Raw genomic sequence first — 24,450 nt, 5'->3', positions numbered from 1 at the left:
AATCGTTTTACTTTTGTTCCTCTTCCTTTAATCCCTTTTCCATTGCCTTCCATGCTAATGTTGCACATTTAATTCTGGCAGGGAATTTAGAAACACCTTGCAGTGCCTCAATATCACCTAAATCTATGGAATCATCGTGATCGTGACCTAACATCATTTCAGAAAAAATCTCTGATAATTTAAGTGCTTCTTCCACTTTTTTCCCTTTGATCTCCTGCGTCATCATCGAGGCGGAAGACATCGAAATCGAGCAGCCTTCTCCTTCAAACATAGCTTCCTTGATGATTCCATCTTCGACCTTAAAGGTTAATTGAATTCGATCACCACAGGTAGGGTTATTCATATTGATCGTATGGCTGCCATCCTCTAAAATACCGCGATTACGGGGTTTTTTATAATGGTCCATGATTACTCGACGGTATAATGCATCTAAATCTAAATTTCTAGAAGACATCGCTAAAATACTCCTTTGTTTTGACAAGCCCTTCAACGAGTTTATCAATATCTTCTTCAGTATTGTATAAATAAAAACTTGCACGTGCAGTAGCAGAGGCTTTTAGCCATCTCATCAGCGGCTGTGCACAGTGATGGCCGGCACGGACGGCAATTCCTTCTGCGTCCAATACGGTTGCTACATCATGCGGGTGAACATCTTTAATATTAAACGTAATAAGTCCTGCACGCTTAGCTGCATCAAGAGGACCATAAATGGTCATGCCCTCAACCGCAGACATTTTTTCAAGTGCATAGGCCGCAAGCTTATGTTCATGCTCGGCAATATTGTCTAAGCCAACCTCATTTAAAAAGTCGATGGCCGCTCCTAGACCTACAGCACCAGCAATGATAGGAGTGCCGCCTTCAAACTTCCAAGGCAGTTCCTTCCAGGTTGATTCTTGCAAGTGTACAAAATCAATCATTTCGCCGCCAAATTCGATTGGCTCCATATTCTCAAGCAGATGTTTTTTTCCATATAGAACACCGATACCGGTAGGACCGCACATTTTATGTCCAGAGAAGGCCAAGAAATCACAATCGAGGTCTTGCACATCAATGTTCATATGCGGTGCACTTTGAGCACCATCAACGACCATGATTGCTCCATTCTCGTGAGCAATTTGGGCAATCTCCTTAACGGGATTGATTACGCCAAGTACGTTAGAAACCTGCATCACAGATACAATTTTCGTATTAGGCGTAATCGTTGCCCGAACATCTTCTAGTGAGATAGTGCCATCTTCCTGAAGCGGGATGTATTTTAACTGGGCACCTGTACGTTTCGCTACTTGCTGCCATGGAATAATGTTACTATGATGCTCCATGTAAGTAATTACGATTTCGTCGCCTTCCTTTAAATTGGCTGCTGCATAGCTAGAAGCTACCGTATTAAGGGAAGTCGTTGTGCCTCTTGTAAAAATTACTTCCTGTATGGATTTAGCATTTATGAATTTACGAACCTTTTCCCTTGCCCCTTCATATGCGTCCGTAGCTCTAGTTCCGAGCGTATGAACACCGCGATGGACATTGGAATTAATTTCACGGTAATATTTTTCAATGGTCTCAATAACCTGTATCGGCTTCTGGGAAGTAGCTGAGCTATCCAAGTAAACCAATGGTTTGCCATTCACTTCTTGATCAAGGATTGGAAACTGGCTGCGAATATCTTGGATGTTCATTAGCGAACTTTCCTTTCAATCACTTCAGTTAATTGTTTCTTTACTCCTTCAATTGGAAGTTGGGTAACAACCGGTGCAAGGAAACCATGAATAACTAAGCGCTCTGCTTCTGTTTTTGAGATTCCACGGCTCATTAGATAATAAAGTTGAACTGGATCAACGCGTCCTACAGAGGCAGCATGACCTGCAACAACATCATCTTCATCGATTAAAAGAATTGGATTAGCGTCTCCACGTGCTTTTTCACTTAGCATAAGGACACGGGATGTTTGCTCTGCATCAGATTTCGATGCACCATGTTCAATTTTACCGATACCGTTAAAGATGGAAGTCGCACTATCTTTTACAACCCCATGATTTAAAATATTTCCGACCGTATTTTTACCGAAATGAACAACCTTTGTCGTAAAGTTTTGCGTCTGGTCACCACGGCCGACTACGACAGTTTTCGTATCGCCAGTTGAGCCATCGCCAAGTAAGTTTGTTGTGTTTTCAGAAATAGTATTTCCTTCGTTCATAAGGCCAAGAGCCCATTCAATCCGGGAATCTCTACCTGCTACACCACGACGGTTGACATAAGTGGTAATCCCTTTTGCCAAATAATCAACAGCCCCGTATTGGACTTTTGCATTCACATTGGCGATAACCTCAGTCAAAATATTTGCAAGAGTATTTGAGGTTTCCACTGTAGAAATGTAGTTTTCTACATATGTGACAGCACTATTATCTTCTGCCACTACAATCACATGGTTAAATAGGTTTGCCTCAGCATGATCTTGTACAAACACTGCCTGAATTGGTTCTTTAATTTCCACATTTTTCGGAATGTATAAGAAAACTCCTCCGTTTACTAATGCTGCATGAAGGGCAGTTAAACGGTTTTCATCCATATTGATGGCTTGAGTCATGTAGTACTTTTTCAAAAGGTCGCCATGTTCTCTTGCAGCTGTCAATAGATCCGTAAAGATAACACCCTTACTTTTCAGCTCTTCAGATAAAGTTAAAAAGGCAGGAGTCTGATTTCGCTGGATATAGAGATTTTTATTTTGATCCTCTACATTTATTAATGCTTTTACTTCCTCTGGAAGTGCATCTAGTGATGGATAGGCATCACTTTTGACTGTGTGCTGTTGGAATTGTGTGAAATTCCATTTCTCTATTTTGGTTTTATCAGGTCTTGGCATGGAAAGCTGTTCGAATTCGTTTAGTGCTTTAAGCCGGAATTCTTCAAACCAAGCAGGCTCATTCATTTCTTTCGAGAACGAGCGGACAAATTCCTGATCAACTGGTAATTTGGTTTCTGTTGTCATTGTAATCCTCCTAACACTCAGTTACGCTTCTTGCCCAACTGTTTCATCTTCAATGCCAAGCTCTTGTTTGATCCAGTCATATCCTTCTGCTTCTAAGCGTTGTGCCAGCTCTGGTCCGCCTGATTTAACAATACGGCCTTGCATCATAATATGCACATGGTCAGGAGTGATATAGTTTAAAAGACGTTGATAGTGCGTGATAATTAGGCAGCCGAAATCTTCTCCGCGCATTTCATTAACACCCTTTGAAACAACCTTTAGGGCATCGATATCTAGTCCAGAGTCAATTTCATCCAAGATCGCGATCTTTGGCTCAATCATCATTAATTGAAGAATCTCGTTACGCTTTTTCTCACCGCCGGAGAATCCTTCATTTAGATAACGCTGTGCCATATCCAGGTCCATTTCAAGGAATTCCATTTGCTTATCCATCTTACGAATAAATTTCATAAGCGAAATTTCGTTTCCTTCACCTAAACGGCTGTTAATCGCCGAACGTAAAAAATCGGCATTTGTGACGCCGTTAATTTCGCTTGGGTATTGCATTGCCAAAAATAGTCCTGCACGTGCGCGCTCATCTACTTCCATTTCAAGAACATCTTGTCCGTCTAGAGTAATCGAACCGCTAGTTACTTCATATTTTGGATGTCCCATAATGGCAGATGATAAGGTGGACTTACCAGTACCGTTTGGTCCCATGATTGCGTGAATTTCTCCACCCTTTATTTCAAGGTTAACACCTTTTAATATCTCTTTCCCATCAATTGCTACATGTAAATCTTTGATCGTTAAAGTTGATCCAGCCATATTTATACCTCCGAAAAGAAAGTGTTGTTAGCTTGCAATGCAAGTTTGTTTGTAGTTCTATTCTCATTTTATTCTCATTACAATCTTATAACAAATGAAATGTATTAGCAACTCTTAAACAGTAGAAACAAAGAGCTATTTTCATTAAGATAAAACTAATTGAGAATACAAACAGAACATTTGAATGAAGATTCTGATAATAACCCCTTATGTAGAATAGACCCGAATAGAATCATACCTCATTTTTTTATCATTTCCAACTGTAATAGACTATAAATACTTTTCTATTTTTACCCAATCAACCTGTTTCATGTATTCAAACAAACGAGGAAAAGCCAGTGAATCACTCACTGACTTACCCATTTTTACCTATTATATATTACTCAGAAACCGGTACAACTGCACCTTTGTATTTATCAAGGATGAAGTCTTGGATTTCTTTAGAGTGAAGAACTTCTACAAGTGTTTTGATCGCTGGTTTGGTTTCATCACCTTTACGAACCGCAATGACGTTCACATATGGAGAGTTCTTGTCTTCAATCGCGATTGAATCTTTAATTGGGTTTAAACCTGCATCAATAGCATAGTTTGAGTTGATTAAAACGGCATCGCCTTCACCGTTTTTATAGATTTGTGGTAAAAGTTTTGCTTCGTAATCTGCATCAAATACTAGTTTTTTAGGATTTTCTACAACATCTTTGATTTCTGCTTTTGTTTTATCAATGCCCGATTTTAATTTGATAAGTCCTTGTGCTTCTAATAATGAAAGCAGACGGCCGTGGTCAGCGACAGAGTTGCTCATGATTAAGTGAGCGCCAGTAGGAAGATCGCTTAGTTTCTTGTATTTCTTAGAATAAATTCCAATTGGCTCGATGTGGATACCGCCAGCATTAACGAAACCATAGCCAAACTCTTTATTTTGTGACTCCAGGTATGGAATGTGTTGGAAATAGTTTGCATCTAGCTCTTTTGACTGTAAAGCTTTGTTTGGAAGTATATAGTCTGTGAACGTCTTAATTTCTAAGTCAATACCTTTTTCTTTTAAAATTGGTTTTGCTTTTTCTAAGATTTCTGCGTGTGGAACAGTAGATGCTCCGACCACTAATTTGGTTGTGCTGCTTTTCGTGTCTGTACCTTCAGACTTGTCAGTTGATTTTCCGCATGCAGCTAATGCTAGCACAAGTGCTGCTGTTAAAACTAATGTTAACCATTTTTTCATGTTGACCTCTCCTTTTATCTTTTATCTAATTTTGAAGTGATAAAATCACCGATAAACTGAATCACAAAAACGATAATTAAAATAATAACTGTTGCAATTAGTGTAACGTCGTTCTGGTTTCTTTGGAAACCATAGTTATACGCAAGGTTCCCAAGGCCGCCGGCACCGATCGCACCTGCCATAGCTGTATACCCAACAAGAGCAATTGCGGTAACTGTGATTCCAGAAATAAGGGCTGGCATTGATTCTGGCAATAAAACTTTCCAGATAATCGTCCCAGTAGTTGCCCCCATTGATCTGGCAGCTTCAATGACCCCTTTATCAATTTCTCTAAGGCCAATTTCCACCATTCTTGCGTAAAATGGAGCCGCACCAATAATAAGAGAAGGCAATGCTGCATTTTCACCGATCATCGATCCAACTAATATGGTGGTCAGCGGGATTAATAATACAATTAAGATAATAAACGGAATCGAGCGAAAAATATTGACGATGGCACTAATCACAGCGTTGATTGGTTTGTTTTCCCAGAGGTTCCCTTTGGAAGTAAGAAATAAAACTAATCCTAGTAAGGTACCTAAAATGAAGGTTGCTACAACGGAAATACCTGCCATGTAAAGTGTATTTTTTGTTTCTTCCCACATGATTAACCAGTCAACATTTGGAAGATAATGTTTAATCATTTGTAACCACCTCCACACCTACAGCTTGAGCGCGAATGAAATCAACTGCATGGTTAACTTCCTTGTCGTCGCCATCGATATGAATGAACAGGGTTCCATATGATCCATTTTGCGTTTGCGCTATTTTGCCTTGTAAAATATTAACCGTGACCTGATGATGACGGATTAAATTTGTGATAACTGGCTGCTCAGCTGATTCACCAATAAAGGTTAATTGAACAATCTGACCAGATTGATAACGCTCAAGCAAATGATCTGCCGCTTCTTTTGTATCTTCATTCTCTGATACTTGCTGGACAAATCGCTTCGTGATTGGCTGCTGCGGATTTTTAAAGACATCCAGCACTGAACCAAGCTCAACGACCCTGCCGCTTTCCATAACAGCCACGCGGTGACAGATTTTTCGAATAACGTGCATTTCGTGTGTAATTAACACAATTGTTAAACCTAGGCGTTTATTGATATCCACCAGCAATTCGAGGATTGAATCTGTTGTCTGAGGATCTAACGCTGAAGTTGCTTCGTCACAAAGTAATACCTTTGGATTATTCGCGAGTGCCCTGGCAATTCCAACCCGTTGCTTTTGACCACCGCTAAGCTCTGATGGATAGGCGTTTTCCCGGCCTTCCAAACCAACCAGTTTAACAAGCTCTGCCACTCTTTTCTTTCTTTGCGGACCTTTAACACCGGCAATTTCTAGTGGAAAGGCAATATTTTCACTGACTGTTCTTGACCACAGTAAGTTAAAATGCTGGAAGATCATGCTGATTTCCTGACGGGCCTTGCGAAGTTCAGACCCCTTAACTTTTGATATAACACGACCTGCAACCGTAACGCTTCCTTCTGTTGGGAGCTCTAACCCATTTAGCATGCGGATTAACGTACTTTTTCCGGCACCACTATAGCCAATCACGCCGAAGATTTCTCCATCTTTAATCTCAAGGTTTACATCATCGACTGCCTTAAGTTCACCTTTTTTACCGGGAAATATTTTCCGAACATTCTGAATTGAAATCATTTGATCACCTACTTTTTATCGAAATCTTGGATATAGGGTTAACTGTAAGAGTAAAAAGAATTCTATTATTTCAGAAAAATAAAAATACCTTTCTGCGCGGGCAGAAAGGCATTATCAAAAATAAACCTTTCTCCCATCTCCCAAAGCAAACGCTTTGTGTGAATTGGCACCATTTCAATAAATATTGACGGTTGCCGGGCTTCATCGGGCACATCCCTCCACCTCTCTCGATAAGAGCTTACAGCTTCTATATTCAATTAAAACATTATATTATTTAAGTAAACTTATTATATTAACAAAAGTTATCGTATCACGGATAAAATGGGGTGTCAACGATTTTTTCTGAACATAATAGTAGGTAAAATTTAGGCATTCGCTTTTAGTGAGGTTAATCCTGTCGCAGATTCTATCGCTGTCTCAAGGTCATCCATTAAATCCTCGACATTCTCAATCCCGATGGAGAGACGGATTAAATCTTCTGATACACCGGCAGCCTTAAGTCCTTCGGCATCGAGCTGCTGATGTGTGGTGCTGGCAGGGTGAATAATTAAGCTCTTTGCGTCACCGACGTTGGCAACATGTGCCCAGAGTGTTAAGGAATTGATCAATTTTGCTCCCGCTTCTTTTCCGCCTTTAATACCAAAGACCACCATTGAGCCGGCTCCTTTAGGCAGATACTTTTCCGCTAATTGATAATCTGGATGTGAACTATGACCAGGATAGGATACCCACTCCACCGCCGGATGAGCTAATAAATAATCAACGATTTGCTTGGTATTGGCTACATGCTCCTTCATCCGCACATGAAGCGTTTCTAGCCCTAATGTAAACAGGAAGGCATTTTGCGGACTTAGTGCAGGTCCGAGATCACGTAATAATTGGACGCGCGCTTTTATGATATAGGCAATTGCCCCTAAGGCTTCTGCATAGACAAGGCCATGATAGCTGTCATCCGGGGTGGTGAAGCCTGGGAATCTTGGAGAATTCCAATCAAACTTACCGCCATCGACAATAATGCCGCCAGTTGTGGTTCCGTTGCCTAATAACCATTTAGTTGCCGAGTGAACGACAATATCGGCACCATGTTCGATTGGCCGGCAGAGATATGGTGTGGCAAAGGTATTATCAATAATTAAGGGGACCCCTGCTGCATGGGCAATGTCGGCCACTTTTTCAATATCAAGTACTCGTAAACTTGGATTACCGATGGTTTCTGCGAAGACGGCTTTTGTTTTTTCAGTGATTGCGTTGCGGAAGTTTTCCGGATTTTCTGCATCGACAAATTTTACATTGATTCCGTATTTAGGCAAGGTAACCGCTAATAAATTATAGGTTCCGCCGTAAAGATTGGAAGCAGCGACGATTTCATCGCCTGCTTCGGCGATATTTAAGATCGCGAGTGTAATGGCAGCCATGCCGCTGGCAACGGCGAGTGCTCCTACTCCTCCTTCTAATAGTGCGACGCGGTCTTCAAAAACAGTTGTCGTTGGGTTGTGAATTCTTGTGTATATGTACCCTGGTTCTACTAGACTAAACAGGTTGGCTGCATGTTCTGTATTTTTGAATTGATAGGCATTGTTTTGATAGATTGGGACAGCGCGTGCTCCTGTTACAGGATCTGGTGACAAGCCTCCATGAACACTTAGTGTTTCAAAACGGTACTTTTTTTGATTTTCCGCCATTTTTCCTGTTCCTCCTTTTTATCAAAAAAATGAAAAAACCCCGCTTCCTAGAAGAGGGGGTTAACTCTTCTCATCTTTTGAGCAAGCTGCTCTCTGGAATTGGCACCGTGTTTTATAACCGGTTGCCGGGCTTCAAAGGGCCAGTCCCTCCACCACTCTAGATAAGAATATGCGCTATCAATTGTTGTTAAATATAGATTACTAGAAATTTAATTCCGAGTCAACATATAGGATTATATGACTTTAGCAAGATTTTCATGTGCTTTTGTTAAAAAGAAGATGGATTCTAGGAGCAGCGTTGTTCTTAGGGGGGCGGATACGGTTAGCTGTCCTTTCTTTTCGAGTGTTCGCAGTGTTTCGGTTCCTTCGAAAAGCTGTTTCATTGCGTTGGAGTCTCCCTTAATCTCGTACCATATTGAATCCAGATTGTTTAGTAATGATATTTTTCCATTTTTGATTTCGATTGTAGCAGTTCCCTCTTCACAACAAAATTTTACTTTTATATCGGTATGTCTGATTAAGCTTAGGATATGCCCCTGTAAGGTGAATTTTCCTAAGAATTTTTCTGCCAGTTCGTTCATTTCTACCACTCCGGTCTTTGCGCACGTATTAGTTTACTTATTCAGCATGGAAGGCGGTATTCCTTTGATTATCGCTCGACAATTCTCTGATGAAATGGGCTATTTAAGACGATTTCCCGAGAAATATGTCGAGTCTTCGAAAGTGTTAAAAAATAGTCAAATCTTTGACTTGGGATTCTGGTTAAAATGAAGGTGATACTAGAAAGGATGTGGAGTATGATTTTATAGGATCGCCCAGAACCACTTGAATTAAGAATATTAAAGCTATTAGACGCTAGAACAGAATTAGAAGAAAAGGAAAAAAAATATCTTCATAATAAAGCTAAAGGTTATGAGGGTGAAAAAATGTTTGATTTGTTAACGGGGAAGCTCGAACCTCCAAGTTACCTCTTACATGACTTATTGCTGGAGTCAAACAATAACAAGTTTCAAATTGATACGTTGATGATTAGACAAGACCCCATTCACCTATTCGAGGTAAAAAATTATGAAGGTGATTTTAATTATGAAAATGGCAGGTTTTATTCTCTCGCTATCAAAAAGGAAATTAAGAATCCTCTGCTACAATTAGAACGGTGTGAATCTCTGCTCAGGCAGCTACTTCAAGGCCTTGGGTATCACATGACTATTGAGGCATATGTAATTTTTATTAACCCTAAATTCCACTTATATCAATCCCCTATGAATAAACCCATAATCTATCCAAATCAGCTGCCTGATTTTATGTGTAAATTAAATAGGAAATCATCCACTTTAAATGGACGCCATAAACGTCTAGCTGAGCAATTAGTATCTATGCACCAGACGGAGTCCCCCTATGAAAAGTACTCAAAGTATTCAATTGATATGTTAAAGAAAGGGATTATTTGTGCTGTTTGTCATTCTTTTGATGTTTCTAGTTTTGATAGACATGTGCAGTGTCAGGTATGTGGGCATTGTGAGGGGCTTGACTCTGCGGTTTTAAGAGCTGTAGGGGAAATAAAGTTGCTTTATCCTAATGAGAAAATTACAACTAACTTAGTTTTTGAATGGTGTGAGAGTATTGATTCAAAAAAAACTATTCGGAGGGTTCTAAAACAAAACTTGATCTGTAATGGAAAGACAAAGGGGCTCTTTTACGAATAGCCAGAGGTATGTATGTTTACTGTCGCGAGTTTTTGTTAGAAAAGATAGCTCTTAATTCATTTAATGGGACAATTATTTTTTATTTGGACGGTTGCCTTTTTCTGTTTACCCGTGATGGGCACAATCCCTTTTTATTTTGACCGTTACCACTTCCACTTTACCGTGATGGGCACAATTCCTTTTTATTTTGACCGTTACGGCTTCCGTTTTACCCGTGATGGGCACAATTCCTTTTTATTTTGACTATTACGGCTTCCGTTTTACCCGTGATGGGTACAATTCCTTTTTATTTTGACTATTACGGCTTCCGTTTTACCCGTGATGGGCACAATTCCTTTTTATTTTGACCGTTTCCGCTTCACCGTGATGGGCACAATTCCTTTTTATTTTGACCGTGCCCAACCCTTTGTTACCAGTTGGGGGAAAATTATGTTCCTTCTTCGCCCACAGCCTCATAGAAAAAGCAGATGCGCTCCCCGCATCTGCTCACCCTAGATAAGATTTAATTTTTTCAAGCAAAAATGGAACAGAATGAAACGCATAAATCGTTTCCTGGACCTCACCATTACGAATAATCAACAGGCTTGGTACACTCTCAATTGCAAAATTCTTAGCCAAATCCGGATAAAAATTCAGGTTCATTTTTCCCATTGTAACCTCTACAAGCTCACCCGTGATTTGAAGCATCCGAGACGCTACCTGACAGGTGCCGCATAGAGGGGTATAGAAATATAACAGACCGATTCCCTCACGGTCGAGGAAATCAGCCAATTCAGTTCGATTCCATTCATTCATCACACATTAACTCATTTCTAAATACTCAGCATGTACATCAATATTTGCCCCTAATAGGACCATTGCCAAGTGGTGTTCAGGGGCCGTCGCTACCTCCCGATACATCCGGTCAATATACAAATGCTCCGCATGGGGAAATTCACGTTTAAATCGTTTGCGAAGCTTCTCACCTGAATCATCTGCATCGACAAGGATATAAACATCCTTATCCTCAAGAAACTCAATCAACTCCTCTAGCTTGGAATGACTGATGGTTCCATTTGTACAGATAATCTCCACAGGTTCCTTCACAATATGCTTAACCTTATTTTTATCGGATTTTCCTTCGACAATAAGAACTTTGTCAACATACGAATCATTCATATCCCATCACCTGTAATATAAAGTTGTTTATGTTAACATATTCTAAAATACTGATTTCGTGTACCATCTTGTTAGTAAGTTAACTATAACATGATTGTCCGCTAAGAAATAGGTATTTGCTTGAAATTATGTTAACACCATCCACCATCATCACAGTCGGTATACTTGGCATTCGGCTGTTCAGTTACGGTTACATGCTGATAAATTTTTTGTTGTTCTGCCTCAAAATGATGATCTAATTCCACTTGCATCTGATCAGAAAGCTTTATTTTACCTATTGATGTATTTTCAAGAAACAGTTCAATTTCGCCATTTTTTAATTTTCCAACCACTCGGTCGGTCACATCAATCTTTTGTTGGTTTAATGTCATTTGCTCCACCCTCTTCAATATGGTTTAGGAATAGTCTGTCCCTGCCCGACAAGAAAAGGAGTGGAAATTTAAGAGAAAAAGCACCCATAAGAATAGGTGCTTTGAAAGGGATTAATCTTCTTTAATCATTTCTTCATATTGCTCAGCAGTCATTAGTTTGTCTACTTCGCCTACATTGGAAGGCTCGATAACAATCATCCATGCTTTTTCATATGGAGATTCGTTGACAAACTCAGGGCTGTCACTTAATTCTTCGTTTACTTCCACAACTTTACCGCTGACAGGGGCATAAAGCTCAGAAACGGTTTTGACTGATTCAACACTTCCAAATGGTTCGTCAGCTGTTATTTCAGCACCAACTTCTGGAAGTTCTACGAAAACGATATCTCCTAATTCATGCTGTGCAAAGGCAGTGATCCCGACGCGGACCTTTTCCCCTTCTACCTTTACCCATTCATGTTCTTCAGAATAACGTAATTCCTTTGGTGTACTCATATGCAAAATCCCTCCTGGTTTTTATATAAAAATTCACCTTCAATTAGAAGCTAGAGCCAATTTTTTTCAAACTCTTCTTCTTTAAAACCAACGGTAACGAGTTCGCCATCCGTCAATATCGGCCTTTTGATTAACATCCCATCAGATGCAAGCAAATCGAGCAATTCGTCCTCAGTTGCCGTCTTCATTTTATCTTTAATCCCTAATTCACGATATTTTAAACCACTTGTATTAAAAAATTTCTTTAAATCCAAGCCACTTTTTTGATAAAGTTCCTGCAACTGATCTCGTGACGGGGGATGCTCGACGATATGTACTTCTTCATAGGAAAGATGATGTGCATCCAGCCATTTCTTCGCGTTACGGCATGTGCCGCATTTTGGATACCAGTAAAAAGTTAAAGCCAATGGTTTTCACCACCCTATCCTTTAATTCATAGAAAATTTTATCATATGGCTCTCTAAACTCCTAATAGACCGCACTCCAATAGGTAAAATTCGACACCTTTTGTATAATTTCCTTCTTTCTTTAAAAATATAATAGAGCCCCATCAAAAATGAAGGGGCTCCACAATATTAGACTGTATAGCGCTCAGCTTCGATAACGACGTCGGCAGCTTCGCGTTTTTTGGCAATTACATTGATTGGCTGATGGCGTGTAAACTTGCGCAGTGATGTTAGCATCATTCGAAGCGTATCGCCTTGTTCAATCGCTACAAGCGATTCTTTTGCGGTTGCTTCTATTTCATTAAAGGCTTCTTGACAGAAGATTTGAGTATAGAGAAGCTTCTGCTTGTTCTTTTCTAAACCGTCTTTTGCAATGGCTTTTTCGGTACGCAGCACAACAGATTCCATTGCATATACGTTTGAAACGATATCAGCAATATTAGCTAAAATTTCTTGCTCTCTTTCTAATGCCTTACCAAATTTTTGCGCAGCCAAACCGGAAGCCAATAAGGCAATCTTTTTGGCATTTCTGACAAGGTATTTTTCTTGAGCTAATGGCTCATCACCAGGCTCTTCGGGCATTAACATCATTAATTCCTCTTGCAGTGCTAAAGCTTTTTGGAATAGTGGCAGTTCGCCTTTTAATGCTTTTTTCACTAGTGTACCTGGTACTAGCAGGCGGTTAATCTCATTGGTTCCTTCAAAAATCCGGTTAATCCGGGCATCACGATAGGCTCTTTCAATCGGATATTCCTGCATGAAGCCATAACCGCCATGGATTTGGACACCTTCATCGACTACATAGGATAATACTTCACTTGCGAAGAATTTGTTCACCGAGCATTCGATAGCATACTCTGCAATTGCATTTGCCACCTTTTTAAGATCTTTCGCATCCTCGGTGGAAAGCTTTCCTTGGTTTTCTTCATATAGGCCAATCGTGCGGTAGACAGAGCTTTCAGCCGCATAAATTTTCGATGCCATTGTCCCAAACTTCTCTTTTGTTAAATTGAACTGAGAAATGGCTGTTTTAAACTGTTTACGGCCATTTGCATATTTGACTGTCATCTCAAATGCCTTCTTCGAACCGCCGACACCGCCGACTGCCAACTTATAACGGCCGATGTTTAAGATGTTAAAGGCGATCACATGGCCCTTACCATACTCACCTAACAGATTTTCAACAGGAACTGCTACATCCTCTAAAATCAATGTACGAGTTGAAGAGCTCTTGATGCCCATTTTCTTTTCTTCGGCACCCGTTGATACGCCCGGGAAATCTCTTTCTACAATGAATGCAGTGAAGTGCTCACCATCGATTTTTGCATAAACCACAAATACATCCGCAAAACCAGCATTGGTGATCCATTGCTTTTCGCCATTCAAAATATAGTGAGTACCTGCGGCATTTAATTTCGCTGTGGTTCTAGCGCCTAGAGCATCAGAACCGGAACCAGGCTCTGTTAAGGCATAAGCGGCGATTTTTTCGCCTGATGCCAGGGCAGGTAAATATTTTTTCTTTTGCTCATCATTACCGAACAAAACGATTGGCAGGGATCCGATTCCGACATGTGCACCATAAGAAAGGGAGAATCCACCGGCTCCCGCCATTTTTTCCGTAATTAGCGATGAAGTGATTTTATCTAAGCCCAACCCTTCAAACTCTTCGGGAACGTCAACAGCTAATAGGCCGAGCTCACCCATTTTCTTTAAAAGCTTCACCGTGCGATCAAATTCGTGATTTTCTAAGTGCTCAAGTTGTGGGACAACTTCTTTTTCCACAAAATCGGAAGCTGTCTGTGCAATCATTAAGTGCTCTTCATTAAAATCTTCTGGTGTAAATATATCTTGATAGGATAAATCCTCAACTAAAAAGCTTCCGCCTTTGACAACCTTTTTTGTTTCAGTCATTAAAATTCCTCCCATTCTTTTATTACAATAGTTCAAATACCCCGGCTGCTCCCATTCCGCCGCCGATACACATCGTCACGACACCAAATTGTTCGTTGCGGCGTTTTAACTCATGGATTAAGGAGAGAGTTAGTTTCGCTCCTGTACAGCCGAGTGGATGTCCAAGGGCAATGGCACCGCCATTTACGTTAACGATTTCTTCATTTAACCCAAGTTCCCGAATGACTTGCAATGATTGGGAAGCAAAAGCCTCATTTAATTCAAATAAGTTGATATCCGATAATTCCAAACCTGCGAGCTTAACTGCTTTTGGAATGGCGACAACTGGCCCTACACCCATTATTTCAGGCGGGACGCCTCCGACCGCAAACGAGCGAAATTTAGCTAGCGGTTTTAGGCCAAGTTCTTCTGCCTTCTCGCGATCCATTAACATCAAGGCTGCTGCTCCGTCACTCGTTTGCGAAGCATTACCAGCGGTGACAGATCCCGTCACGGAAAATGCTGGGCGGAGCTTTGCTAGTGTTTCTAAATTAGTGTCCGGGCGAACCCCCTCGTCCATGGAAAATTGGATGGTTCTTTCTACAAGCTTATTGTCATCCCCAACCGTGCGAATCGTTACTTCAACAGGTACTATTTCATCAACGAACTTTCCTTCTGCAATCGCTTTTGCTGCACGCTGGTGGCTGCGAACCGCAAATGCATCTTGATCTTCACGGGAAATTCCATACTTTTGGGCAACCTGCTCCGCCGTATGACCCATTCCCATATAATATTGCGGTGCCGTTTCCGCCAATTTAATATTTGGACGGACGACATGCCCCATCATCGGAATCATGCTCATCGATTCGGCTCCGCCGGCAATGGCGGTATCAGTATGGCCCAGCATAATTCCTTGTGCCGCATAGGCGATGGCCTGCAAGCCGGAAGAACAGAAACGATTAATCGTAATCGCAGGAACTGTATATGGTAGTCCTGCCAATGCTCCAATATTGCGGGCCATATTGTTTCCTTGTTCCGCTTCCGGCATCGCACAGCCGATAATTAAATCATCTATATTTCCTTCGTAGTTTCCGGCACGCTTTAAGGTTTCTTTTACTACTAGAGCTCCTAAGTCATCAGGACGAACATTTGCGAGCGTTCCTTTCTTTGCCTTCCCGACAGGTGTCCGTGCCCCGGCCACAATCACTGCTTCTCTCATGCCATCTCCCTCACTTTCTCTTAATCTAGTATTAGTTTCTTAACGGTTTCCCTTTTACCAGCATGTGCTGCATGCGCTGCTGTGATTTTGGCTCGGCAATCAGACTTAAGAAAGCTTCTCTTTCTAAATCTAAGAGATATTGCTCATCGACTTCTGTTCCGAATGGAACTCGGCCTCCAGCAATGACATAAGCAATCTTCTTGGCAATTTTTAAATCATGCTCCGAGATATAACCGGATAGACGCATCGCTTCTGCCCCAAGCAATAGGGTTGCATAACCTGTTTCGCCCACGACTGGAACCTTCCTGCGAACTCTAGGTTTATATCCTTTATCATGTAAGGCAAGCACAGCCTGTTTTGCATCATAAATGAGATGATCACTGTTGAAACTAATGCCGTCAGAAGAGCTTAAGAAGTTATTTTCTTTTGCTTCTGCTGCAGATGTTGAAACTTTTGCGGTTGCAATCGTTTCAAACACTTTATTGGCGACATTTTGCAAATCAAATGGTACTCCGTTTGGCAGGTTCTCTAAGTGCTTCATGTAGAGCTCTTTGTTTCCGCCTCCGCCTGGGAGCAGGCCGACACCTACCTCGACAAGACCCATGTAAGTTTCGGATGAAGCTTGAATATGGGCTGCAGGCAGACAAACCTCGGCACCACCGCCAAGTGTCATTCCAAATGGAGCGGCCACTACCGGCTTGGAGCTGTATTTCACTTTTAACAGGGCACTATGAAGGTGGCGGACTATCAGATCTAACTCATAAATATTGTCATCCTGCACTTCCATTAACATCATCGCGAGATTGGCTCCGACGCAGAAGTTTTTCCCCTGGTTCCCGATCACAAGACCTTTATAATTTTTCTCAACTTCATCCACTGCGTAATTGATCATTTGGACGATATCGAGACCAATCGCATTGTTTGGCGAGTGGAACTCCAACAAGGCCACTCCATCACCAATATCAATCAAACTTGCACCGCTGTTCTTCTTAATGACGCCTTTTTGTTGCTTAATTTTCTTGAGGTCAATCGCCTTTGGATTGGTTTCCACGAGTCGATATTGACCGTTATCATAATAGAACCGTTCACCATTTTCTTCTAAGTAGAAAGAGGTATGCCCTTTTTCAAGCATATCAGTAATCCAAGTTGGTAGTTCCACTCCGCAACTTTTCAGCTTTTGCACGGATTTTTCCACACCGATTGCATCCCAGGCTTCAAATGGCCCCATTTCCCAGCCAAAGCCCCATTTCATTGCCCGGTCGATGGCGACAATATCATCGGCAATCACACCTAATAATTGAGCGGAGTATATAAACGACTCAGTGAAGGTTTTCCATAAGAATTGTCCAGCCTTGTCACTCGCATATACAAGCGCTTTCAATTTATTCGCTGTGCCTTTTTCCTGCTTTGCTAATTCAACCGCTGGCGATGATAATATTTTAAGCGGTCCGTATTCCAATGTATTGGGATCCAGCTCAAGTATTTCTTTACCTTTTTTCAAAAAGAACCCTTGACCTGACTTACTGCCAAGCCAGCCTTTTTCGACCATTGATTTAAGAAAGGCAGGGATTTCAAAGACTTCTTTTTCTTTGCCTTCTACTTGTTCATAAACATTACCAGCCACATGATAAAAAGTGTCCAATCCGACGACATCAAGCGTACGGAAGGTGGCACTTTTAGCCCGGCCGATTAATGGACCGGTGATAGAATCTACTTCACCAACACTTAATCCAGCATTTAACATTTCCCTGACGGTGACAAGGAGCCCATAAGTGCCAATGCGGTTGGCAATAAAGTTTGGGGTATCCTTTGCTTCTACAACACCTTTCCCTAATACATCCTCACCAAATGTTTTCATGAATGAAAGTACTTCTGACGACGTATATTGAGTTGGGATGACTTCGAGTAATTTTAAGTAGCGCGGCGGATTAAAAAAGTGTGTTCCTAGAAAATGCTTTTTAAAATCATCGGAACGTCCTTCCACCATCGCTTCGACAGAAATTCCAGAGGTATTCGAGCTGACAATGCTGCCAGGTTTGCGGTATTGTTCGACTTTTTCAAAAACCTGCTTCTTTACGTTGAGGTTTTCGACGACAACTTCGATGACCCAGTCAACGTCTTTCAGTTTCATTAGATCGTCTTCGAGGTTACCTGCTTCAATGAGGGCGAGGTTCTTTTTAGAGGTAAGTGGTGCAGGCTTTTGCTTTAATAGTTTTTGGATATTTTGTGTGCTGATGCGATTTCGAACCGGTTTATCAGCTAATGTAAGTCCTTTGGCTTCTTCTTCTTTCGTTAAATCCCTTGGCACAATATCCAGTAACAGTGTTGGGATCCCGATATTTGCTAAGTGGGCAGCGATTCCCGAGCCCATAACTCCCGATCCAAGGACAGCTGCTTTTTTAATCAATTGGTTCAACATTGTCTCCCCCTTCAACTTTGAATGAACACTCATTCATTTTTATAGCAAAAAAAATTCATTTAGGAATGAGTCCTGCTACTATTTAATATAAAATATTTCGAAAATTTGTGCAATCAATAAACGCGGAATTTTAAATTTTTTTTTGAACACAAATTTTCAGCATCATATTTTGGCTAGAATGGGCATCCTATTCATGAGGTGATATTTATGGCGAGAGTGAAAAAAAATCCTTCCAAAGCGGCTGTAAGTGCTGCCAGTGTAAAAGGCAATGCCGGCCCAGGGAATGAAGAACAAAACACTGACAAACAAAACAGCCAGAATAGTCAATTTAAAAGATAAGCGGAAGCGCCTTGATCCGGGGGTGGCTTATGACCCCGAGCCCCTAGGCGCTAAAGCTGGACCATTCTCAAAGTTTATTCTTAAATCTTTGTTATCTTTTTAAAACGGGCTGAGTTTTCAGCCTGTTTTTCGTTTTTTGATTGTATGATTACAGCGGAATTTACACATGCTAGAAGCGATAACTTCATCTTAATTCAGGAGGTGAGAAAGCATGAAAATATTATCAAGAATTGCCTTGCTTTTGGTCATTATTGGGGCGATTAACTGGGGACTAATTGGTTTTTTTCAATTTGATTTAGTAGCGGCCCTTTTTGGCGGACAAGATTCAGCTTTATCAAGAATTATTTATAGCCTTGTTGGGTTGAGTGGGCTTGCTTGCATCCCATTATTATTTGCTCGTATCGGCGAGTCTAAAACAGATACGACACGTCAAAACGTTGGTCAGCCTAATTATGCAACAGAGTTTGGCGCAGAAAATGATATGACAGATATTAATAACCAAGCTAAACAATCGGATAATCAATCAACTCAGATATACAAACCTAGTCAGAACAATCAATCTGACGATCAAATGTAAGAAAAGCGCAAGCGCCTTGGTCAGCCCCGACAAGCATAAGACGAGCCGGCCGAAAGGTTGCTTTTTAACCTTTTGGACGGATTGGCTGTAGACCATCGAGGGGCTAGGCGCTGGAGCTAGACAATTCTCAAAGTTAAAAACTTTTATACTATCTTATCTCATAAGAAAACGGCCATAGTTCGTGCATGGCCGTTTTCTTTTTAATTCTTTGTATTTCGATGCTGCTCGTTCAGCTGTTTAATTTCATTAATGATCTGCTTCATTTCCTCTTTGGCATCGGGATACAGTCCATTCCAGTGCTTGGCTAAGGCTGGCATGGACTTGGCGATGTGGGTGTATAAAGCCCACGCCTTTACCTTTTCTTTTGTTCCTTCACTGCTTTCTCCAACAAGGAGCTCACTATATTTATCGAGCAGCGCTTCGAACTGAGCAGTAAATTCCTTCTCCATTTTGACACCTTCTATCCATGGCAATTTGCGTACATGGGCAGGTTTTGCACCGTTTGCCTGCCTGTAACTGATAAGAAAAACAACACGTATTTCTAATCCGTACCTCATTGTCCCATTTTACCATATTTGGTTTATCCCCATAGAATCTTTGCAATGGATTTAGGTTGCAGGCGCCAAATAAAGGTCCTTCCCCTTCAAAAAGTAAAAAAGTAAAGTCGTCAAAAACATTAGAACTCTTATGTGTTTTTAGTTCCGTTTCATACAGCCAAAATAGGTAAACGGCGATATTTTCCCACAGGATTAACCTCGAAATACCAGCTATGTTTGCTAATTTATTTATCAGTATATCAATGTTTGTTGCAAAGAGATTGCTTACAATTTCTTCACGCCACTTATGTCGATTTTCCCCATTCCAGTCTTGAAGGGTGTCATCCACTAATGAAATAGAAGGAAGCCAAGTCTTCCCCGGTTCTGGAGCTTCCATTTTTAAATTTTTAAGTGACACATCCATCTTTTTATTCCATGCCGTCATTGTATAGAGTGACATGACAGCAACAAAGGCATAACGTTTGATAAACATTGAGGCTGCTGTTTTTTCATTTGGGGCTCCAATTATGCTAGCTAATTTTTTCAAAAAATCCTGAAGGAATACTTCGTCCAGTAGCTCTATAACATTCATGCTATTCGTCAATTCTGGCTTAAATCTGTATTTTTGCAGGTGGGCAAGTTCCTCAACTCTCACTTTGTTAACCATTTATTGCAACCGCCTTATTAAGAATCCGTCTCCCTTTTCCATATGGAATACATAGTGGTGTGCCGAATAATGGATCCGTGGTGACCTCACAATCCATATCGAAAACATGTTTTACCAGACTGCGGTTTATGACATGCTCTGGTGCACCTTGGGCGTAAACCGTTTGGTCCTTCATGGCGACAATATGATGAGCATATCGGCAGGCTAGATTTAGATCGTGAAGGACCATAATAACCGTTCTATTTTTGAATTCGTTTAACTCAAATAACAAATCGAGGATTTCAATTTGATGAGTCATATCTAGATAGGTGGTCGGTTCATCCAATAAAATGATGTCCGTATCCTGCGCTAAGGTCATCGCAATCCAGGCCCGCTGTCTCTGACCGCCTGATAGAGAGTCTACTGTTCTTTCTTTTAAATGTTCGAGCCGGGTCGCCTTTAGGGCATCATTTACCTTTTTTTCGTCTTCCTCTGACCACTGTTTTAACCAAGATTGATGTGGATACCTTCCTTGTTTTACAAGCTGAAGGACGGTTAGTCCTTCTGGTGCTGCCGGTGATTGCGGGAGGATGGCCATTTTTTTAGCAATTTCTTTTGTAGGAAGCTTCGCAATGGTCTTACCTTCAAGTAAAATACTGCCGGATTTCGGCTTTAAGAGGCGGGCAATTGAACGTAGAAGTGTGGATTTTCCGCAGCCGTTCCCTCCGATAAATACGGTTATCTCGCCCTTCCGAATCTCTAAATCCAGTTCTTTAATAATAAGATTTTCACCGTATGAAAGAGATAAATTTTTCGTTTCAATTGCGTTCTTCATTTTGCCAACTCCTTTATTTAGCGAAGCAGATATTTTAAGCATTTCTTGTTTTAAAAAGCAGGTAAATAAAATACGGTGCACCTATTCCCGCAGTAAATACCCCAGCAGGCACCTCTAATGGCGAAAACAGCGTTCGGCCGATTAAATCAGCAATCATTACCAGTATGCCGCCCAATAAAGCAGCCGTTGGCAGTAATGCACCAAACGAGGAGCCAACTAATCTCCTAGCCATGTGTGGTGCCATTAAGCCGACAAACCCAATGCCTCCAGCAAAAGCTACCGAGCTGCCAATCAAGGCTGTACTAATCATCAATAAGAGGAACCGTTGTTTTTGGACCTTGCCGCCAAGTCCGGCAGCCACTTCATCGCCCAACTCTTGGATATTGATGGTTCGTGCCACAATAAAAGCGATAAGGAGGAAAATAACAGTCCATGGCACTAAGGTGGCAACATTCTTCCAATTGGATCCATAGACCGTACCCGTAATCCAGATATTTGCTTGAGCTGCTTGATAGATAGGACCCATGATCATCAATAAGGTGGTTAAAGCCTGCATTAAGGTAGAAATCCCAATACCAATTAACACTAATCTTATCGGTGACACACCATTCTTCCAGGTTAGGAAATAAACTAAAAAGGCAACGATCCCTGCCCCTAAAAAGGCTGATAGAGGTAACCAAGCAATGCTGACGGTTAAAGCATTATTTTTATCGCTAAAAACGGCTAAAAAAGCAACAACAGCAACCGCGGCTCCCCCTGTTATGCCGAGGACATCCGGTGAGGCTAAGGGGTTGCGAATCATTCCTTGTAAAATGCCTCCAGCTACAGCTAAAGACATTCCAACCATTAAGGCAACTATGATTCTTGGCAGGCGAAATGAGGTAATAATCAGCTTCTCCATTTCCGGCCCCCCGCCAAATAATACTTTTACCACAGTTAACGGGTTAATTTTCATATCCCCAATCCCTGTACTGATCACCAGCACCATAAATGTGACAATCAGCAGGATTAGAAGTAATAAAGCTGCCTTCCGATCAATCAAAAAAGACATTTTGCCCTTAAGCGGGCGGAAATTTTTATATTTGCTCATCGGCCATTGAACCCCCTTCTCGCAATATAAATAAAGAATGGAGTTCCAATCATGGCGGTCATGACCCCGACAGGTACTTCTGACGGCATCAGGATATATCTTGCTGCTATATCGGCTGTAAGTAACAGAATGGCACCAAGGATTCCAGATAAGGGGATCACCCAGCGATGATCGATCCCGAAGATGGCCCGTGTAACATGCGGGATGACAATCCCCACAAAGCCGATTGGTCCGGCAACTGCTACCGAACCTCCTGCCAAAAGAATGACCAATACTCCAATGGTGATTTTAACAAGTCCTGTATGAAGGCCCAGCCCTTTTGCAACATCTTCCCCCATAGACAGGATATTCATTTTTCCGGCAATCATAAATGCTCCGACCCAGCCAATTGCGATATATGGTAACACTGCTTCAAGTGTTTCAAGCTTTCTACCTTGGACAGAACCTGCCAGCCAAAACAGTACTTGCTCTAGTGCGGCTTCATCGATTACCAGTAATCCTTGCGTGAAAGAGGAAAACATCGCTGAAATCGCTGCACCTGCAAGGGTAAGCTTCATAGGAGTTAACCCTTCTCGTCCGAAGGCCCCAATCCCATAAACACTGATCGCTGCAATTGCAGCACCAAGGAAAGCTAAGCCGTTGTATGCCTGTAAATCTTTTACGGTAAACAAGCTAACTGCGGCTACCACGAAAAAGCCAGCCCCCGCATTGATTCCAAATATTCCCGGCGAGGCCAGTGGATTTTTCGTTAAGGTTTGCATGAGTGTCCCGGCAATCGCCAGACTTGCCCCTACTGCTGCAGCTATGAACGCTCTCGGAACTCTGACCGTTTGGATAATAATATGTTCGTTGGAACCATTGTAATTTCTATAAGCATCGATAGCTGTCTGCACACTTGTATCGGTGTAACCAAAGATTACACTTGCGCACATTAACAGAAGCATGACAAGAGCAGCGCTTATGCATGCAGCCCATTTTAATGTAGTACTTTTTAGAAACATTGATTTGAAACCCTTTCCACCTCTTTTACTGTTAGTCTATCTGTAAATGATAATGATTGTCAATGATTTTGATAATCATTTTCAATTAACTGTTGACATGTGTGCTGCAGGCATTTTATGATGTAAATGAAAATCATTATCAATTATTTTTTTCAAGGGGGATACATACACAAATGAAAGCAATCAAAGGGATTTTCTCACTCTTCTCGATCATGGCTATTTTCTTATTAGCTGCCTGTGGCGGTACCGAGGAGAAAACAAGTACAGAACCAAAGACAGCTGAGGAAAAAAGCTATACGGTTGAGCATGCAATGGGGTCTACGACTATTAAAGGTAATCCAAAACGCGTGGTCATTCTCACAAACGAAGGAACGGAAGCTCTATTAGCATTAGGCGTTACACCTGTTGGGGCCGTTCAATCGTTTACTGGAAACCCTTGGTATGAGCATATTGCCGATCAAATGAAAAATGTCAAAGTGGTCGGTACGGAAAGTGAAGTAAATGTAGAAGCCATTGCTGCACTGAAGCCGGATCTGATTATTGGGAATAAAATGCGTCAGGAAAAGATTTATGGGCAGTTAAGTGCCATTGCTCCGACTGTTTTTGCAGAGACTCTTCGTGGTGACTGGAAGGAAAACTTTCAATTATATGCTAAAGCGCTGAATAAAGTAGATAAAGGTAACGAGGTTATTCAAAACTATGATTCTCGTATTGCTGGTTTAAAGGAAAAGCTTGGCGATCGATTACAGATGAAGGTCTCTATGGTTCGTTTTATGGCTGGTGAGGTGCGGATTTATCATAAGGATACTTTTTCAGGGGTCATTTTAAGTGATCTTGGTTTCGCCCGTCCTGACAGCCAGAATGTGGATGATTTTGCTGAAAGAAATGTAACGAAGGAAAGAGTTCCGGCAATGGATGGAGATATCCTCTTCTATTTCACTTATGAAACGGGTGATGGAAAAGGCTCAGAATTGGAGAAAGAGTGGATTGCTGATCCATTATTCAGGAACTTAGAGGTTGCTAAGAAAGGTGAGGTACACAAGGTAAGTGATACCATTTGGAATACAGCCGGCGGGGTCCTTGCTGCTAACTTGATGTTGGATGATATTGAAAAGATCTTTTTGAAAAAATAATACAATTGGACCGCCTTCCTGAGGATGAAGGTGGTCCTTTTTGGTATTTGAAAATATTTTAGCGCGGACATTGGTGGGTTGATTCTGATAATTGGGTTGATTCCGCGGACTTGAATGATAATTCCGCGCTTTTTTGTGTTTTTTCCGCTAAACTTCTGGATTATTTCCGCGCACTTTTCTTTTTTCCCGCCGACTTC

26 protein-coding genes and 2 riboswitches are annotated in these 24,450 nt (G+C 41.3%); of the genes, 4 read left to right on the top strand and 22 right to left on the bottom strand.

Going from position 1 to position 24,450, the window contains the following annotated elements; all coding sequences use genetic code 11:
• Nucleotides 1-7: 7 nt before the first annotated feature.
• The 9 genes from sufU to AAHB15_RS11865 all read right to left on the bottom strand — a co-directional run bounded on the left by sufU (nucleotide 8) and on the right by AAHB15_RS11865 (nucleotide 8,973).
• Nucleotides 8-454 carry a Fe-S cluster assembly sulfur transfer protein SufU gene (gene sufU, locus AAHB15_RS11905; protein ID WP_144566820.1) on the bottom strand — a complete coding sequence of 149 codons (447 nt, stop codon included), beginning with the start codon at nucleotides 452-454 and terminating at the stop codon, nucleotides 8-10.
• Nucleotides 444-1,673 carry a cysteine desulfurase gene (locus tag AAHB15_RS11900; RefSeq protein ID WP_342042428.1) on the bottom strand — a complete coding sequence of 410 codons (1,230 nt, stop codon included), beginning with the start codon at nucleotides 1,671-1,673 and terminating at the stop codon, nucleotides 444-446. Before AAHB15_RS11900 ends, sufU begins: the two co-directional genes overlap by 11 nt.
• Nucleotides 1,673-2,983 (bottom strand): Fe-S cluster assembly protein SufD, encoded by a 1,311-nt coding sequence (gene sufD, locus AAHB15_RS11895; RefSeq protein ID WP_335574929.1) that lies wholly within the window; start codon nucleotides 2,981-2,983, stop codon nucleotides 1,673-1,675. The genes AAHB15_RS11900 and sufD overlap by 1 nt, the downstream gene beginning before the upstream one ends.
• 21 nt (nucleotides 2,984-3,004) lie before the next feature.
• On the bottom strand, nucleotides 3,005-3,790 hold the full coding sequence (gene sufC, locus AAHB15_RS11890) for a Fe-S cluster assembly ATPase SufC (protein WP_098528016.1): 786 nt from the start codon (nucleotides 3,788-3,790) through the stop codon (nucleotides 3,005-3,007).
• 379 nt (nucleotides 3,791-4,169) lie between these two features.
• A complete protein-coding gene (locus tag AAHB15_RS11885) occupies nucleotides 4,170-5,009 on the bottom strand; it encodes a MetQ/NlpA family ABC transporter substrate-binding protein (protein ID WP_335574930.1) in 840 nt (279 codons plus the stop codon).
• Between the two features lie 14 nt (nucleotides 5,010-5,023).
• Entirely contained in the window at nucleotides 5,024-5,692 is a 669-nt protein-coding gene (locus AAHB15_RS11880) for a methionine ABC transporter permease (protein WP_335574931.1), read from the bottom strand.
• Nucleotides 5,685-6,710 (bottom strand): methionine ABC transporter ATP-binding protein, encoded by a 1,026-nt coding sequence (locus AAHB15_RS11875; RefSeq protein ID WP_335574932.1) that lies wholly within the window; start codon nucleotides 6,708-6,710, stop codon nucleotides 5,685-5,687. Before AAHB15_RS11875 ends, AAHB15_RS11880 begins: the two co-directional genes overlap by 8 nt.
• Nucleotides 6,711-6,840: 130 nt before the next feature.
• A riboswitch (SAM riboswitch) is annotated at nucleotides 6,841-6,947 on the bottom strand.
• A gap of 128 nt (nucleotides 6,948-7,075) precedes the next feature.
• Nucleotides 7,076-8,392 carry an O-acetylhomoserine aminocarboxypropyltransferase/cysteine synthase family protein gene (locus tag AAHB15_RS11870; protein ID WP_342042427.1) on the bottom strand — a complete coding sequence of 439 codons (1,317 nt, stop codon included), beginning with the start codon at nucleotides 8,390-8,392 and terminating at the stop codon, nucleotides 7,076-7,078.
• Between the two features lie 67 nt (nucleotides 8,393-8,459).
• A riboswitch (SAM riboswitch) is annotated at nucleotides 8,460-8,560 on the bottom strand.
• Nucleotides 8,561-8,625: 65 nt separating this feature from the next.
• Nucleotides 8,626-8,973, bottom strand: a complete 348-nt coding sequence (locus AAHB15_RS11865; protein ID WP_342042426.1) for a hypothetical protein — start codon at nucleotides 8,971-8,973, stop codon at nucleotides 8,626-8,628.
• A 255-nt stretch (nucleotides 8,974-9,228) separates the two neighbouring features.
• On the opposite strand from AAHB15_RS11865, the gene AAHB15_RS11860 reads away from it, so the two are divergent.
• Complete coding sequence (locus tag AAHB15_RS11860) at nucleotides 9,229-10,098, top strand: nuclease-related domain-containing protein (protein ID WP_342042442.1); 870 nt, start codon at nucleotides 9,229-9,231, stop codon at nucleotides 10,096-10,098.
• Between the two features lie 486 nt (nucleotides 10,099-10,584).
• On the opposite strand, the gene AAHB15_RS11855 is transcribed toward AAHB15_RS11860, so the two are convergent.
• From AAHB15_RS11855 to AAHB15_RS11820, 8 genes are all read right to left on the bottom strand, one after another.
• Entirely contained in the window at nucleotides 10,585-10,893 is a 309-nt protein-coding gene (locus tag AAHB15_RS11855) for a thioredoxin family protein (RefSeq protein WP_335574936.1), read from the bottom strand.
• Nucleotides 10,894-10,899: 6 nt separating this feature from the next.
• On the bottom strand, nucleotides 10,900-11,256 hold the full coding sequence (locus tag AAHB15_RS11850; RefSeq protein ID WP_098532403.1) for a toprim domain-containing protein: 357 nt from the start codon (nucleotides 11,254-11,256) through the stop codon (nucleotides 10,900-10,902).
• Between the two features lie 131 nt (nucleotides 11,257-11,387).
• Complete coding sequence (locus AAHB15_RS11845; protein ID WP_098532404.1) at nucleotides 11,388-11,627, bottom strand: YusG family protein; 240 nt, start codon at nucleotides 11,625-11,627, stop codon at nucleotides 11,388-11,390.
• A 111-nt stretch (nucleotides 11,628-11,738) separates the two neighbouring features.
• Nucleotides 11,739-12,122: a glycine cleavage system protein GcvH gene (gene gcvH / locus AAHB15_RS11840; protein ID WP_335574937.1), complete on the bottom strand. Its 384-nt coding sequence runs from the start codon at nucleotides 12,120-12,122 to the stop codon at nucleotides 11,739-11,741.
• Nucleotides 12,123-12,172: 50 nt separating this feature from the next.
• The gene (locus AAHB15_RS11835) at nucleotides 12,173-12,529 is read right to left on the bottom strand and encodes an arsenate reductase family protein (protein WP_342042425.1); all 357 of its coding nucleotides are present in this window, start codon (nucleotides 12,527-12,529) and stop codon (nucleotides 12,173-12,175) included.
• A 168-nt stretch (nucleotides 12,530-12,697) separates the two neighbouring features.
• The gene (locus AAHB15_RS11830; protein WP_342042424.1) at nucleotides 12,698-14,479 is read right to left on the bottom strand and encodes an acyl-CoA dehydrogenase family protein; all 1,782 of its coding nucleotides are present in this window, start codon (nucleotides 14,477-14,479) and stop codon (nucleotides 12,698-12,700) included.
• Nucleotides 14,480-14,501: 22 nt separating this feature from the next.
• Nucleotides 14,502-15,677 (bottom strand): acetyl-CoA C-acetyltransferase, encoded by a 1,176-nt coding sequence (locus AAHB15_RS11825; protein ID WP_144566802.1) that lies wholly within the window; start codon nucleotides 15,675-15,677, stop codon nucleotides 14,502-14,504.
• A 31-nt stretch (nucleotides 15,678-15,708) separates the two neighbouring features.
• Nucleotides 15,709-18,096, bottom strand: coding sequence for a 3-hydroxyacyl-CoA dehydrogenase/enoyl-CoA hydratase family protein (locus tag AAHB15_RS11820; protein WP_342042423.1), 2,388 nt, complete (start codon nucleotides 18,094-18,096; stop codon nucleotides 15,709-15,711).
• Between the two features lie 207 nt (nucleotides 18,097-18,303).
• Between AAHB15_RS11820 and AAHB15_RS11815 the strand changes: the two genes are divergently transcribed.
• Nucleotides 18,304-18,435, top strand: coding sequence for a YuzL family protein (locus AAHB15_RS11815; protein WP_098529540.1), 132 nt, complete (start codon nucleotides 18,304-18,306; stop codon nucleotides 18,433-18,435).
• A 211-nt stretch (nucleotides 18,436-18,646) separates the two neighbouring features.
• Nucleotides 18,647-19,012, top strand: coding sequence for a DUF378 domain-containing protein (locus AAHB15_RS11810; protein ID WP_335574941.1), 366 nt, complete (start codon nucleotides 18,647-18,649; stop codon nucleotides 19,010-19,012).
• Between the two features lie 200 nt (nucleotides 19,013-19,212).
• On the opposite strand, the gene AAHB15_RS11805 is transcribed toward AAHB15_RS11810, so the two are convergent.
• Genes AAHB15_RS11805 through AAHB15_RS11785 form a run of 5 tightly spaced genes read right to left on the bottom strand, consistent with a single transcriptional unit; the run spans nucleotide 19,213 to nucleotide 23,120 of the window.
• Nucleotides 19,213-19,461 carry a YusU family protein gene (locus tag AAHB15_RS11805; RefSeq protein ID WP_144566799.1) on the bottom strand — a complete coding sequence of 83 codons (249 nt, stop codon included), beginning with the start codon at nucleotides 19,459-19,461 and terminating at the stop codon, nucleotides 19,213-19,215.
• On the bottom strand, nucleotides 19,418-20,215 hold the full coding sequence (locus AAHB15_RS11800; RefSeq protein WP_342042422.1) for an IucA/IucC family C-terminal-domain containing protein: 798 nt from the start codon (nucleotides 20,213-20,215) through the stop codon (nucleotides 19,418-19,420). Before AAHB15_RS11800 ends, AAHB15_RS11805 begins: the two co-directional genes overlap by 44 nt.
• Nucleotides 20,208-21,029 (bottom strand): ABC transporter ATP-binding protein, encoded by an 822-nt coding sequence (locus tag AAHB15_RS11795; RefSeq protein WP_342042421.1) that lies wholly within the window; start codon nucleotides 21,027-21,029, stop codon nucleotides 20,208-20,210. The genes AAHB15_RS11800 and AAHB15_RS11795 overlap by 8 nt, the downstream gene beginning before the upstream one ends.
• 34 nt (nucleotides 21,030-21,063) lie before the next feature.
• A complete protein-coding gene (locus AAHB15_RS11790) occupies nucleotides 21,064-22,119 on the bottom strand; it encodes a FecCD family ABC transporter permease (protein ID WP_342042420.1) in 1,056 nt (351 codons plus the stop codon).
• The gene (locus AAHB15_RS11785; protein ID WP_342042419.1) at nucleotides 22,116-23,120 is read right to left on the bottom strand and encodes a FecCD family ABC transporter permease; all 1,005 of its coding nucleotides are present in this window, start codon (nucleotides 23,118-23,120) and stop codon (nucleotides 22,116-22,118) included. Before AAHB15_RS11785 ends, AAHB15_RS11790 begins: the two co-directional genes overlap by 4 nt.
• A gap of 173 nt (nucleotides 23,121-23,293) precedes the next feature.
• Here AAHB15_RS11785 and AAHB15_RS11780 point away from each other — a divergent pair, with 173 nt between their 5' ends.
• Nucleotides 23,294-24,253 carry an ABC transporter substrate-binding protein gene (locus AAHB15_RS11780; protein WP_335574946.1) on the top strand — a complete coding sequence of 320 codons (960 nt, stop codon included), beginning with the start codon at nucleotides 23,294-23,296 and terminating at the stop codon, nucleotides 24,251-24,253.
• The last annotated feature ends 197 nt before the right edge of the window (nucleotides 24,254-24,450 follow it).

The sequence above is a fragment of the Bacillus sp. OTU2372 genome (assembly GCF_038440275.1).
Taxonomy (GTDB): Bacteria; Bacillota; Bacilli; order Bacillales; family Cytobacillaceae; genus Neobacillus; species Neobacillus bataviensis_B.
The sequence above is the reverse complement of the archived record's forward strand: the minus strand, read 5'-3'. Positions and strand labels throughout refer to the sequence as shown.

What these genes read in the sequence shown, in the direction of transcription:
- sufU (WP_144566820.1), bottom strand. Translation starts at nt 454, where the DNA reads ATGTCTTCTAGAAATTTAGATTTAGATGCATTATACCGTCGAGTAATC.
- AAHB15_RS11900 (WP_342042428.1), bottom strand. Translation starts at nt 1,673, where the DNA reads ATGAACATCCAAGATATTCGCAGCCAGTTTCCAATCCTTGATCAAGAA.
- sufD (WP_335574929.1), bottom strand. Translation starts at nt 2,983, where the DNA reads ATGACAACAGAAACCAAATTACCAGTTGATCAGGAATTTGTCCGCTCG.
- sufC (WP_098528016.1), bottom strand. Translation starts at nt 3,790, where the DNA reads ATGGCTGGATCAACTTTAACGATCAAAGATTTACATGTAGCAATTGAT.
- AAHB15_RS11885 (WP_335574930.1), bottom strand. Translation starts at nt 5,009, where the DNA reads ATGAAAAAATGGTTAACATTAGTTTTAACAGCAGCACTTGTGCTAGCA.
- AAHB15_RS11880 (WP_335574931.1), bottom strand. Translation starts at nt 5,692, where the DNA reads ATGATTAAACATTATCTTCCAAATGTTGACTGGTTAATCATGTGGGAA.
- AAHB15_RS11875 (WP_335574932.1), bottom strand. Translation starts at nt 6,710, where the DNA reads ATGATTTCAATTCAGAATGTTCGGAAAATATTTCCCGGTAAAAAAGGT.
- AAHB15_RS11870 (WP_342042427.1), bottom strand. Translation starts at nt 8,392, where the DNA reads ATGGCGGAAAATCAAAAAAAGTACCGTTTTGAAACACTAAGTGTTCAT.
- AAHB15_RS11865 (WP_342042426.1), bottom strand. Translation starts at nt 8,973, where the DNA reads ATGAACGAACTGGCAGAAAAATTCTTAGGAAAATTCACCTTACAGGGG.
- AAHB15_RS11855 (WP_335574936.1), bottom strand. Translation starts at nt 10,893, where the DNA reads ATGAATGAATGGAATCGAACTGAATTGGCTGATTTCCTCGACCGTGAG.
- AAHB15_RS11850 (WP_098532403.1), bottom strand. Translation starts at nt 11,256, where the DNA reads ATGAATGATTCGTATGTTGACAAAGTTCTTATTGTCGAAGGAAAATCC.
- AAHB15_RS11845 (WP_098532404.1), bottom strand. Translation starts at nt 11,627, where the DNA reads ATGACATTAAACCAACAAAAGATTGATGTGACCGACCGAGTGGTTGGA.
- gcvH (WP_335574937.1), bottom strand. Translation starts at nt 12,122, where the DNA reads ATGAGTACACCAAAGGAATTACGTTATTCTGAAGAACATGAATGGGTA.
- AAHB15_RS11830 (WP_342042424.1), bottom strand. Translation starts at nt 14,479, where the DNA reads ATGACTGAAACAAAAAAGGTTGTCAAAGGCGGAAGCTTTTTAGTTGAG.
- AAHB15_RS11825 (WP_144566802.1), bottom strand. Translation starts at nt 15,677, where the DNA reads ATGAGAGAAGCAGTGATTGTGGCCGGGGCACGGACACCTGTCGGGAAG.
- AAHB15_RS11820 (WP_342042423.1), bottom strand. Translation starts at nt 18,096, where the DNA reads ATGTTGAACCAATTGATTAAAAAAGCAGCTGTCCTTGGATCGGGAGTT.
- AAHB15_RS11815 (WP_098529540.1), top strand. Translation starts at nt 18,304, where the DNA reads ATGGCGAGAGTGAAAAAAAATCCTTCCAAAGCGGCTGTAAGTGCTGCC.
- AAHB15_RS11810 (WP_335574941.1), top strand. Translation starts at nt 18,647, where the DNA reads ATGAAAATATTATCAAGAATTGCCTTGCTTTTGGTCATTATTGGGGCG.
- AAHB15_RS11805 (WP_144566799.1), bottom strand. Translation starts at nt 19,461, where the DNA reads ATGGAGAAGGAATTTACTGCTCAGTTCGAAGCGCTGCTCGATAAATAT.
- AAHB15_RS11800 (WP_342042422.1), bottom strand. Translation starts at nt 20,215, where the DNA reads ATGGTTAACAAAGTGAGAGTTGAGGAACTTGCCCACCTGCAAAAATAC.
- AAHB15_RS11795 (WP_342042421.1), bottom strand. Translation starts at nt 21,029, where the DNA reads ATGAAGAACGCAATTGAAACGAAAAATTTATCTCTTTCATACGGTGAA.
- AAHB15_RS11790 (WP_342042420.1), bottom strand. Translation starts at nt 22,119, where the DNA reads ATGAGCAAATATAAAAATTTCCGCCCGCTTAAGGGCAAAATGTCTTTT.
- AAHB15_RS11785 (WP_342042419.1), bottom strand. Translation starts at nt 23,120, where the DNA reads ATGTTTCTAAAAAGTACTACATTAAAATGGGCTGCATGCATAAGCGCT.
- AAHB15_RS11780 (WP_335574946.1), top strand. Translation starts at nt 23,294, where the DNA reads ATGAAAGCAATCAAAGGGATTTTCTCACTCTTCTCGATCATGGCTATT.